This window comes from Sphingopyxis sp. (assembly GCF_035565275.1).
Taxonomy (GTDB): Bacteria; Pseudomonadota; Alphaproteobacteria; order Sphingomonadales; family Sphingomonadaceae; genus Sphingopyxis.
This window is the reverse complement of sequence record NZ_DATMST010000326.1, coordinates 1-11573: the sequence shown is the minus strand read 5'-3', so window position 1 is coordinate 11573 and position 11573 is coordinate 1. Positions and strand designations below refer to the sequence as shown.

Annotated in this window: 11 protein-coding genes; 4 read left to right on the top strand and 7 right to left on the bottom strand. The window is 65.7% G+C overall.

The annotated features are described in order from the left end of the window. From VN047_RS21475 to VN047_RS21465, 3 genes are all read right to left on the bottom strand, one after another. Positions 1-568, bottom strand: a 568-nt coding sequence (locus tag VN047_RS21475; protein WP_325546307.1) for a flavoprotein, incomplete at its 3' end; no start/stop codon positions are given. A gap of 4 nt (positions 569-572) precedes the next feature. Further along, a complete protein-coding gene (gene ubiB, locus VN047_RS21470) occupies positions 573-2117 on the bottom strand; it encodes a 2-polyprenylphenol 6-hydroxylase (RefSeq protein ID WP_325546305.1) in 1545 nt (514 codons plus the stop codon). After that, entirely contained in the window at positions 2114-2851 is a 738-nt protein-coding gene (locus VN047_RS21465) for a class I SAM-dependent methyltransferase (RefSeq protein ID WP_325546303.1), read from the bottom strand. Before VN047_RS21465 ends, ubiB begins: the two co-directional genes overlap by 4 nt. A gap of 94 nt (positions 2852-2945) precedes the next feature. Here VN047_RS21465 and mutM point away from each other — a divergent pair, with 94 nt between their 5' ends. The 3 genes from mutM to dnaA all read left to right on the top strand — a co-directional run bounded on the left by mutM (position 2946) and on the right by dnaA (position 6388). Beyond that, positions 2946-3758, top strand: a complete 813-nt coding sequence (gene mutM / locus VN047_RS21460; protein ID WP_325546309.1) for a bifunctional DNA-formamidopyrimidine glycosylase/DNA-(apurinic or apyrimidinic site) lyase — start codon at positions 2946-2948, stop codon at positions 3756-3758. 501 nt (positions 3759-4259) lie between these two features. Beyond that, a complete protein-coding gene (gene rpsT, locus VN047_RS21455; RefSeq protein ID WP_054590504.1) occupies positions 4260-4523 on the top strand; it encodes a 30S ribosomal protein S20 in 264 nt (87 codons plus the stop codon). Between the two features lie 503 nt (positions 4524-5026). Then, entirely contained in the window at positions 5027-6388 is a 1362-nt protein-coding gene (dnaA, locus tag VN047_RS21450) for a chromosomal replication initiator protein DnaA (RefSeq protein WP_414712744.1), read from the top strand. Between the two features lie 112 nt (positions 6389-6500). Here dnaA and VN047_RS21445 read toward each other — a convergent pair whose 3' ends face one another. The 4 genes from VN047_RS21445 to secB all read right to left on the bottom strand — a co-directional run bounded on the left by VN047_RS21445 (position 6501) and on the right by secB (position 10517). After that, complete coding sequence (locus VN047_RS21445; protein WP_325546297.1) at positions 6501-7187, bottom strand: DUF4136 domain-containing protein; 687 nt, start codon at positions 7185-7187, stop codon at positions 6501-6503. A 169-nt stretch (positions 7188-7356) separates the two neighbouring features. Further along, on the bottom strand, positions 7357-8364 hold the full coding sequence (gene trpS / locus VN047_RS21440; RefSeq protein WP_325546295.1) for a tryptophan--tRNA ligase: 1008 nt from the start codon (positions 8362-8364) through the stop codon (positions 7357-7359). A 3-nt stretch (positions 8365-8367) separates the two neighbouring features. Then, a complete protein-coding gene (gene murJ, locus VN047_RS21435; protein ID WP_325546293.1) occupies positions 8368-9972 on the bottom strand; it encodes a murein biosynthesis integral membrane protein MurJ in 1605 nt (534 codons plus the stop codon). A gap of 26 nt (positions 9973-9998) precedes the next feature. Continuing rightward, the gene (gene secB / locus VN047_RS21430; protein ID WP_325546291.1) at positions 9999-10517 is read right to left on the bottom strand and encodes a protein-export chaperone SecB; all 519 of its coding nucleotides are present in this window, start codon (positions 10515-10517) and stop codon (positions 9999-10001) included. Positions 10518-10778: 261 nt separating this feature from the next. On the opposite strand from secB, the gene VN047_RS21425 reads away from it, so the two are divergent. Beyond that, positions 10779-11441, top strand: a complete 663-nt coding sequence (locus VN047_RS21425; protein ID WP_325546289.1) for a Tim44/TimA family putative adaptor protein — start codon at positions 10779-10781, stop codon at positions 11439-11441. Positions 11442-11573 lie beyond the last annotated feature (132 nt).

The window sequence follows — 11573 nt, the reverse complement described above, 5'->3', positions numbered from 1 at the left end:
GGCCCGCCAGCACCGTGGGCGCCGGGGCCGCGGCCAGCGCCGCGTCGATCGCATCCTTGATCGTCTGCGGTTCGGGCAGGCGGCCGGGGCCATATTCGCCGCACGCCATCTCGCCCTCGTCGGGCTCCATCACCGTCACGCCGTCGCCGCGCAAGGTCGCGATATTGCGCCGCGTCGCCGCGTGCAGCCACATGCGCACATTCATCGCGGGCGCCGTGAGCACCGGCTTGTCGGTGGCGAGGAGCAGCGTGGTCGCCAGATCGTCGGCGATTCCCGCCGCCATCTTCGCGAGCAGGTCGGCAGTCGCGGGTGCCACCACGACCAGATCGGCCTCGCGGCTGAGCTGGATATGCCCCATCTCGACCTCGTCCTTGAGGTCGAAGAGGCTGGTGTAGACCTTGTTCTCGCTGAGCGCCGCGAGCGTCAGCGGGGTCACGAACTGTTCGCCCGCGCGCGTGATGACGCAGCGCACGACATAACCCGCCTTGCGGAGCAGGCGGACGAGCTCGATCGATTTATAGGCTGCGATACCGCCGCCGATGATGAGCAGGATGCGGGGCTGGGTCATGCGCCTAGCCTAGCCAGTTGAACGCCGCTGCACCAGCCGCCGCGCCAACCAGCGCCGTCAACGCATAGCGCCACCAGCGTTTTGGTTCGCCCTTGTCCCACATCAACGGAATCTCGGGGAGCGGCGGCGCGGGCGGGGCGGCGCCCTTCTTCGGCAATTGCGCGTCGAGGCGGCGGATGATGTCGGGGATCAGCGCCAGCGTCTTGCCCTGTTCGCGCAGGCCGTCGGCGAGCGCGGCTTCGGGGCCGAGTTCGTCGCGGATCCACTCGCTGACGAAGGGGCCGGAGACGTCCCACATGTTGATCTTCGGATCGAGCATCGTCGCGACGCCCTCGACCATCACCATTGTCTTCTGGAGCAACAGCAGGTGCGGCTGCGTCTGCATGTCGAAATCGCGCGTGATCGCGAACAGCCCGTCGAGCATCTGCCCGACCGACAATTCGCTCACCGGCTTGCCGCGCATCGGCTCGCCGACCGCGCGCAGTGCCGTCGCGAACTCTTCGACGCTGTGATAGTCGGGGACATATTGCGCCTCGAAATGAATCTCGGCGACGCGGCGGTAATTGCCCGTGGTCAGGCCATAGAGGATTTCGGCGAGCCAGTAGCGCGCCTGCCGGTTGATCCGCCCCATGATGCCGAAATCGACCGCCGCGATCGTGCCGTCGGCCTTCACGAACAAATTGCCCTGATGCATGTCGGCGTGGAAAAACCCCTCGGCGATTGCCTGCCGCAGGAAGGCGTTGACGAGGTTCGCCGACAAGGCCTCCATATCGTGTCCCGCGGCGATCAGCGCATCGCGGTGTGAAATCTTGATGCCGTCGATCCAGTCGAGCGTCATCACGCGGCTCGCGGTGCGGTCCCAGTCGATCGCGGGAACTTCATAGGTCGGGACCCCGACCATCGCGTCGGCGAGTTCGGACGCCGACGCGGCCTCGCGCCGCAGGTCGAGTTCGCGCAAGGTCCAGCGGCGGAAATTGGCGATCACCTGCCGCGGGCGCAGCCGTGTCGCTTCGCCGCCGAACGCCTCGAGATGCGCGGCCGCCCATTCATAGGTTTCGATGTCGCGCGCGAACTGCTTGTCGATGCCGGGGCGGCGCACTTTCACCGCGACCTTGCGGCCGTCGGTCGTCACCGCGCGGTGGACCTGCGCAATCGAGGCCGAACCGACGGGTTCGGGATCGAATTCGCTGTAGAGGCTTTCGAGTGGAACTTCGAAGGTCGCCTCGATTTCCTGCCGGATGCGGTCGAATGCGACGGGCGCGAGCGCATCCTGCAACGTCAGCAAATTGTGTGCTGCTTCCTCACCGACAAGGTCGGGGCGCGTCGCGAGCGTTTGCCCGAGTTTGACGGCAGCCGGGCCGATCGCCTGGAAGGCGGCGGCATAGTCGGGAATTTTCGGCTGGATCGTCCCGAGCCGCGCGATCCGGCACAGCCGCTTGACCCCCGGCGGCGTCTGCGGCGCGGTTTCGATCCCACGCAGCGCGCCGTGGCGCGCAAGGATGCGCCCCCACTTCAGCAGGCGGACGATATGGGTGACGGGTCGGGTCAAGCTTTCCACCCGCTGTGGATCGCGACGAGGCCGCCGAGGATCGGCTCGACCTTCACCGAAGTGAAGCCCGCGTCGCGGATCATCCGCGCGAATTCGGGCATCGGCGGGAAGCGGCGGATCGATTCGATCAGGTAACGATAGCTGTCCTCGTCGTCGGCGATCAGCTTGCCGAGCCTGGGGACGAGATGGTGCGAATAGGCGTCATAGGCCTGCGCGAAGCCCGGCCATTCGTTGGTCGAAAATTCGAGGCAGAAGAAGCGGCCGCCATAACGCAGCACGCGATGCGCTTCCTTGAGCGCCGCCGGAATGTCGGTGACGTTGCGAATGCCGAAGGCGATCGTATAGGCGTCGAAAAACTGGTCGGGAAACGACAGCTTCTCGGCATTCTGCTCGGACCAGACAAGGCTGTCGATGCCGCGTTCGGCGGCGCGTTCGACGCCGACGCCCAGCATGTCGGGGTTGATGTCGGCGACGGTGATGCTGGCGCCGAAACGCTCCATGCGAAACGCGATGTCGCCGGTGCCGCCTGCCATGTCGAGGATCGTCTCGCCCTCGCGCGGTTTCACGCGGCGCACGAAGCGGTCCTTCCACAGGCGGTGCATGCCGCCCGACATCGCATCGTTCATGATGTCGTACTTGCGCGCGACGCGGCTGAACACTTCGCCGACCATCGCTGTCTTCTCGCCCGCGGGGACCTGTTCATAGCCGAAGCTGACGGTGTCGGGAGTGGCCATGGAGTGCGCGCCTTTGCGGGGGAGATGGTGTGTTGCGATGGCCTTTAGCCGGGCCTTGCCGTGCAGGCAAATGGCGCGTAGCTCGATGCGCGATATGCCAGAGTTGCCCGAAGTCGAAACCACCGTCCGCGGCCTCGCTCCCTTCCTCAAAGGCCAGCGGCTGACGGCGGTCACCACTTTTCGCCCCGACCTGCGCCGGCCCTTTCCCGCCGATCTCGCGCAGCGGCTGACCGGCGCGACGGTCACCACCCTCTCGCGCCGCGCCAAATATGGCGTCATCTCGACCGACCGCGACGATCATATGATCTTCCACCTCGGCATGTCGGGGCGCTGGCGGACCGAGGGCGGCGAAGCGGGCAAGCACGACCATCTGCTGCTCGAAACCGGGGCAGGGCATCGATTGTTCCTCCATGATCCGCGGCGCTTCGGCTCGGTTGACCTCGTCAGCGGCAATCCGCTGACCTTGTTCCCGGCCTTCGTGACGCTCGGCCCCGAGCCGCTATCGGACGATTTCGACGCCGTATATCTCGCCAAGGCGCTCGCCGGGCGGCGTGCGCCGATCAAGGCGATGCTGCTCGACCAGACAGTCGTCGCGGGGCTCGGCAATATCTATGTGTGCGAGGCGCTCAACATGGCGCGCATTTCGCCGACGAAGGCCGCAGCCGATGTGTCGAAGGCGAAACTCGCGGTGCTGGTGCCCGCGATCAAGGACGTATTGATCGCTGCGATCGCGGCCGGCGGGTCGACCCTGCGCGATTTCCTGAGCCCCGAGGGCGACCTCGGCTATTTCGCCAGGGACTGGCGCGTCTACGGGCGCGAGGGCGAGGCGTGCGAATGCGGCGGCACGATCGCGCGGATCGTGCAATCGGGCCGGTCGACCTTCTATTGCCCCAAATGTCAGCGGTGATCGGGGTGGTCCGGTTGGTTTCGACCGAAAGGGGGCGTTCGCTCCTCCCTGTGCCGCAGGCATGGGGAGGTGGCAGCGCGAAGCGCTGACGGAGGGGCCCGTAACGCGACGTCGCGGCCCCTCCACCACCGCTTCGCGGCGGTCCCCCTCCCCATCGCTACGCGACAGGGAGGATGTTTTCATTATCATCGTCATCCCGCACTTGATCCGGGGTCCACAGCTTCCGTCGCGCCAATGGATCCCGGATCAAGTCCGGGATGACGAAGGGAGGAGATGTCCGCTCCGCACCCCAAACCAGCCTCTCAACGGCGGCGGCGTACAGGATCGGGCCGAAAGCCATTGACCTTTGGCCCCTCGCTGGCTATGCGCGCACCCTTCGAGCAGGGTCCGGTCCACCGGAACCGGCCGTATCCGGACATTGATTCGCCTCTTTGCGCGATTCGGCTGCTCCGGTGACGCTGTGCTCCGACTGACTTAGACCGTTTGGAAACCGAGGAATTTATGGCCAATACGCCGCAGGCAAAAAAGCGCATCCGCCGCAACACCGCGCGCACCGTCGTGAACAAGAATCGCGTTTCGCGCATTCGCACGCTGGTGAAGAAGGTCGAGAATGCCGTCGCCGCCGGCGACAAGGATGCCGCCGCTGCGGCGCTGAAGGCTGCTCAGCCCGAAATGGCACGCGGCGTCGCCAAGGGTGTGCTGCACAAGAACACTGTGGCCCGCAAATATTCGCGCCTGACCAAAAGCGTGAACGCGATCGCCTGATCCGATCGGTCCCGAAAGGGAACAAAAAGGACCCGCCGGCTTCGTGCCCGCGGGTCCTTTTTTGTTCCCGCAATTGTTACCGTGCGATGGCAATAGTGTTGCACCGCGGTAAGTGACGGATTTACGGCGATTCGTTGGTGTGTCGTCTGATTGTCACAAATAAGCTTTTGAAAAATATAGAAAAAAAGCGGTTTTCGCGCGATTCCAGCACCCCCCGCGAGTCAAGATTTTTATTTCAGTATTTTTACACGGCCAGCCCTTGCTCGACTCGGCGCGCCCTGACTAGACAGAGGTGTCGTCGGCCTTCGCCGGTGGCCGCCACATCGACATGATTCGTGACTTTTCGGGCTGCTTGCCACGGAAAGGATGCCTGTGCCCGTCGCAGGCAGCGGACTTGCGTGTAAAGCGGCCGCCCGTCGGTCTGGCGCCAAGGGGACCGAAGGGGGCGGCAGGGCGTGACAGAGAGCGGATATCGGCATGAGGATGGCGCAAAGGGTGGAGCAGTGAACGGCGATGCCGGGGCGCTCTGGCCGCGCGTCGCCGAAGGGCTGCGCCGCGACCTCGGCGTGCGCACTTTCGACCATTGGCTGAAGCCGGTGCGTTTCGCCGATTATTGCGCGATGTCGGGTGTGGTGACGCTCGAGACCGCCAGCCGCTTTTCGGCCAACTGGATCAACGAGCGTTTCGGCGACCGGCTCGAACTCGCGTGGCGTCAGCAACTGCCCGCAGTGCGCGGCGTCACCGTGCGCGGCGGCGCGGCGGGTAGCGAACGCGCGGCGATTCTCTCGGCGCCGCCGCTGCCGACCTTCGAAGCTCCGCCGGCGCCCGCCGCGAATCCCGCGCTGCTGAATTTCGACCCGCGCCTGTCGTTCGACCGGTTCGTCGTCGCGCGCAGCAACATCCTTGCCGCCAACGCCGCGCGGCGGATGGCGATGGTCGAGGTGCCGCAATTCAATCCGCTCTTCCTCTGCTCGGGTACCGGGCAGGGCAAGACGCACCTCCTCCAGGCGATCGCGCAGGATTATGCCGCGGCGCATCCGACCGCGAACATCATCCTGATGTCGGCGGAAAAGTTCATGCTCGAATTCGTCGGCGCGATGCGCGGCGGCGACATGATGGCGTTCAAGGCGCGGCTGCGCGCCGCCGACCTGCTGCTGCTCGACGACCTGCAGTTCGTGATCGGCAAGAATTCGACGCAGGAAGAGCTGCTCCACACGATCGACGACCTGATGACCGCGGGCAAGCGCCTCGTCGTCACCGCCGACCGCCCGCCGGCGATGCTTGACGGGGTCGAGGCCCGCTTGCTCTCGCGTCTGTCGGGCGGCCTCGTCGCCGACATCGAGGCGCCCGAGGATGATCTGCGCGAACGCATCATCCGTCAGCGGCTTGCCGCGATGCCGATGGTCGATGTTCCGGACAATGTCGTGGCCTATCTGGTCAAGCATTTCACCCGCAACATCCGCGAGCTCGAAGGCGCGCTCAACAAGCTGCTCGCCTACGCCGCGCTGACCGGCACGACGGTGGACCTGACGCTTGCCGAGGATCGGCTCGCCGAAAATGTCCGTACCGCGCGCCCGCGTATCACGATCGACGAGATCCAGCGCGCGGTCTGCGCCCACTACCGCCTCGACAAGTCCGAAATGGCCTCGAAGCGCCGCGTCCGCGCGATCGCGCGCCCGCGGCAGGTCGCGATGTATCTCGCCAAGGAACTGACGCCGCGCTCCTATCCCGAAATCGGCCGCCGTTTCGGCGGGCGCGACCATTCGACGGTGATCCACGCGGTGCGCACGGTCGAGGCGCTGCGCGTCAACGACAGCGAGCTCGATGCCGAGATCGCCGCGATCCGCCGCAGTCTCAACAGCTGATCCACAGACCTGTCCCGGACTTTTCCACCGGGTTAACCCCGGAATTATCCCCGATGCAAAAAGGCCCGCCTTCGGTCGAAGGCGGGCCTTTTGTTTCGTCCGGTAAGGGGGGTCAGCCCTTTTCGGGCGGCGCCACCGTGATGCGCACGCGTTCGCCCGAATTGCCGGGGAAGTTGGTGAACATCGCCTCGACCAGGTTCGGGACGAGCGCCTGCAGATTATTGTCGCGCGACTGCGCCTCGGCATGGCCCTCGAACAGGCGGGTACCGTCCGCCGCGCGGTCGATCTGCAGGTTCAGGCCGCTGGTATAGACGGTGTAGCTGCTGACGTCGTTATAGCCCCAGCCCGGACCGAAACCGCCCCACATGAACGGGTCGCGATAGCCATAGACATAACGGCGCCCGCCGCGCCCGGCGACGATCACCGGGCGATAGAAGCCGCGGCCATAGCCGCCGTACCAGGGATCGCCGAAGCCCGGGCTCGACACGACGCGCTCACGCCCCTTGTCGACACCATAGTCCATGCGCACGATCATATCGGCCCGCTCGCCATTCGCCGCCGGGCGATAGCCGTAGCGGGTCAGTTCGCCCGCCACGATATTCGCATATTGGCCGAACTCGATCCCGCCCTGAAGCGCGGGATTGCCTGCCTCGACGACGAAGCTCTGGCCCTGCGGGGCGGGGAGCTGCGTCTGGAAGCGCGCGACATCGGCCTTGAACGGGGTGGCGCAGCCGGCAAGCGCCAGCGCCGCGCCGGTCATTGCGGCCAGGCCCAGCCGCCGGAAATTCATCTTGCTCATCGTCTTGGCTCCGTGATTCGGGTCGCGCACATGTGTCGCTTTCATACCATAGACTACGTCGATACGACTTAACCTTGGTTGAACCCGGTTCGTCGCACCTTCGTTCCATGTCCGAATATGGGAAGGTGGCGCGCAAAAACAAGAATTTCCTGCGCGAACCAGCGCGATATCAGCGGCAGAGCCCCAAGGCGTCATAAGCCGCGTCGAGCGTCGGCTTCGCGAGCACGCGTGCTTTCGCCGCGCCCTTGTCGAGAATCGTGTCGAGCGCCGCGGTATCGTCCTTCAGCGCGACGAAGCGCGCGTTGATCGGACCGAGCGTTTCGATCAGCAGTTCGCCGAGCGCGGGCTTGAACGCGCCGAACCCTTGCCCCGCATGGTCGCGGAGCACCGCGTCGACGCTCGTGTCGGCGAGCGCGGCATAGATGCCGACGAGATTGCGCGCCTCGGGGCGCTCCTCGAGCCCTGCGGCTTCGGACGGCAGGGCTTCGGGGTCGGTCTTTGCCTTCCGCACCTTCTGCATCATCGTGTCGGCATCGTCGGTCAGGTTGATGCGGCTCATGTCCGACGGGTCGGACTTCGACATTTTGGCGGTGCCGTCGCGCAGGCTCATGATGCGCGCCATCCCCGCCGGGATGATCGGTTCGGGCAGCGTGAAGACCGGCGCGTCTTCGCTTGCATAGTCGTTGTTGAACTTCTGCGCGACGTCGCGCGCCAGCTCGAGATGCTGCTTCTGGTCCTCGCCCACCGGGACGTGCGTCGTCTGGTAGAGCAGCACGTCGGCCGCCTGCAGAACGGGATAGGTGTAGAGCGCCGCCGACGCGCTTTCGCGATTCTTGCCCGACTTGTCCTTGAACTGGGTCATGCGGTTGAGCCAGCCGAGCCGCGCGGTCCCGTTCAAAAGCCATTGCAGCTCGGCATGCGCGGGGACGCGCGCCTGGTTGAAGAGCAGCGAGCGATCGGTGTCGATCCCGCAGGCGACGAGCGCGGCGGTCATCGCGCGCGTGTTCGCGGTCAGTTCGGCCGGGACGTGCGGCATCGAAATCGCGTGCAGGTCGGCGAGGAAATAGAGCTTGTCGCCCTCCATCTCGTCCTGCATGCGCACCCAGTTGCGGATCGCGCCCAGATAATTGCCGAGGTGCAAATTTCCGGTGGGCTGAATGCCCGATAGCGTCCGCATGTCTTACTCCTGTCGAGCGGCAGGTTTGCCGCGCCGCCGCGTGAGCATGGCGACCAGATCCTTGTCAAGCGCGCCGACAAGGAAGGCGACGGCGAAGAAGACCGCGCCGCCGGCGCCCACCAGCGCCGCAAGCGACCAGATGCGCTCGAAGACATTGCCGCCATAATATGGCGCCATCAGCGGCATCATCCACCAGAGCAGCGCCGACATCGCGGCGACGGCGAGAAGCTGGCGCGCGATCTGGCCGGCGAGCCGCGCGGTAAAATGGAACCAGCCGCGGCGATGGAGCATGATGTAGAGGAGGAGGCAGTTGAGCGACGCCGAGGCGGCGGTCGCGCCGGCGAGGCCGACGATGCCATAGCGTTCGACGACATAAAGGTTGATCGCGATATTGACGATCAGCGAGGCGAGCGCGGTCCACACCGGCGTGCGCATATCCTCGCGTGCGAAAAATCCGGGGTTCAATATCTTCACGATGACATAGGCGGGCAGGCCCGCGACGAGCGCGGCGACGATCTGCGCCATGATCGCGCCGTCGGCATCGGTGAACTTGCCGCCGACGAAGAAGGCGGTGGTAAAGGCGGGTGCGCAGATCGCGAGCGCGGCGGCGGCGGGCAGCGTCAGCAGCGTCGCGATCTCGAATGCGTTGCCCTGCAATCTTTGCGCCTCGGCGGCGTCACCCGAATGGATGTGGCGCGAGAGCATCGGCAGGATCGCGGTGCCGAGCGCGATCCCGACGATGCCGAGCGGCATCTGGTTCAACCGGTCGGCGAGCTTGAGCAAGGTCAGCGACCCCTGCGGCAGCGACGTCGCGAAGAAGGTGTCGACGAACTGGCTGATCTGGTAGATGCCGGCGCCGAAGGTCGCGGGCAGGATCAGCAAGCCGAGCTTTTTTACCTCGGGGGTGAATCGGGGGAAGCGCCAGTGGAGCCGAAGGCCTGCGCGACGCACCGACCAGATCAGATAGGCGAGCTGTGCCACCCCGGCGAGGCTGACCGACACGGCGAGCGCGATCGCGACGATGCGGTCGTCGTGGCTGTCGCCGCGCAGCCACCACCCCACGGTAATGCCCGTGATCAGCACGATATTGAGCAGGACCGGCGCGAAGGCACCGGGTGCGAAACGCGAGCGCGCGTTGAGCAGGCCCGACAGCATCGCGACGAGGCTGACGAGCGCGAGATAGGGAAAGGTCAGGCGGCTCAGGAAGACCGCGAGGTCGAACTTGCCCGGAACCTCCTGGAAATCGCGGGCGAGCAGCCAGACGATGGCCGGCATCGCGATCATCATGACCGCCGAAAAGGCCAGCAGCACCCACAGGAAGACCGACAGCACGTCGTCGGCGAATTTCGCCGCAGCTTCCTCGCCGCCGCCTTCGCTTTCGGCCCCGTGCAGCGCGCGGCTGTACATCGGCACGAACGCAACCGAGAAAGCCCCTTCGGCGAACAGCCGGCGAAAGGTGTTGGGCAGCGTGAAGGCGAGCTGGAAGGCGTCGGCGGCAAGGCCGGCCCCCAGCACGCGCGCGAGCAGCATGTCGCGGGCGAAACCGAAAATGCGGCTGACCATGGTCAGCCCCCCGATCGTCCCGACGTTCCTGATCAGGCTGCTCATCGCGCGAGATCAGCCGAAACGGTGAATCAGGCTTCGCCGAGCGGCGCCGGAATCTCGCCCAGTCCTTCGCCCTGCGCCTGGACCTGCTGCATGAACAGGCCGTGGAAATCGATCGGTTCGAGCAGCAGCGGCGGGAAGCCGCCGTCGCGGACGGCATCGGCGACGACGCGGCGCGCGAAGGGGAACAGGATGCGCGGCGCTTCGGCGAGGAAGAAGGGCTGCAGCTGGTCGTCGGGAACGTTGCGGACGCCGAACAGGCCGGCATATTTCAGGTCGATCACAAAGAAGGTGCCCTGGTCGCCCTTCGACGTGACGTCGATCTTCAGCGTCACTTCGTACAGATTGTCGCCGACGCCGTCGGCGGCGATGTTGAACTGGACGTCGACCTGCGGCGCTTCCTGCCACTGGTACACCGCGGGTGCGTTCGGATTTTCGAACGACAGGTCTTTCACATATTGCGAGATCAGGCCGATCGCCGGGCTCGTGTCTTCACCGTTCGGCTGAAGGGCGGGGTTGTTGATGTCGGCGCTGGTCTCTTCGGCCATGATGCTGATGCTTTCGCTGGAAAGATGGAAACAATATCCGCATCCGCAGACCGTGGCGGGACTGCGGCGGACGGTTGCCGCGGCGCTTAGCAGCGCCCGGCAGCGAGCACAATGGGCGCCGAAGGAAGCGCCGGGGGAGCGAACATGGCCGGTGAATCGTTGACCTGCCGTGCCGCTGCCGCCATGGCTATTTGAAACCCGGCCGCGTATGGCCTATATATTGGCCGATATGTTGCCATTGCCCGCATTGGACTTTTGCCCGTGACTGCTTTTTCTATCGTCTTGCTCGCCATGATTGCCGCCTTCCTCGGCATGCGGCTCTATTCGGTGCTCGGCAAGCGTACGGGGCATGAGCAGGAACCGGTGCTGCCGCGCCGCGACGAACGCGCCGCGCCCGCGCCGGTCCGTCTCGAAGAAGGCGACACGCCGCCGGCCTCCGCCGCCGCCGATACCGCGGGCCTCGTTTATGAGCCTGCGGCCGAATCGGGGCTTCGCCAGCTGCTTGCTACCGACCGCAATTTCGACGCGGGCCGCTTCATGGAGGGCGCCGAGGCGGCCTATCGCATGATCCTCGAAGCCTATTGGAAGGGCGACCGCGATACGCTGCGCGACCTTTGCGATGACGACAGCTACGAAGCCTTTGCCGAGGCGATCACCGCGCGCGCGGCACGCGGCGAAACGCTCGACAATCGCCTGATCGGCATCGATTCGGCCAAGATCACCGCGGTCGAGATGAGCCGCGGCGAGGCGCGGATCTCGGTGCGTTACCACGCCGATATCAGCGCGGTGACGCGCGATGCCGAAGGCCGGATGATCGCCGGGTCGATGAGCGACGCGTCGCAGACCGACGATCTGTGGACCTTCCGCCGCCAGATCGGCAGCGGCGACCCCAATTGGCTGCTCGACGAAGCCGAGTCGGCCTGATCCCGTGATCCCGATGGTGGGGGCGCCGCGCGCGCGGACTTTCGGATTCGCGCTGCTCGCTACTCTGCCACTGCTTTCGGGTTGCGCGTCGGTGATTCCCGACGCGGATAGCGGCCGTCCCGCGACCACCAG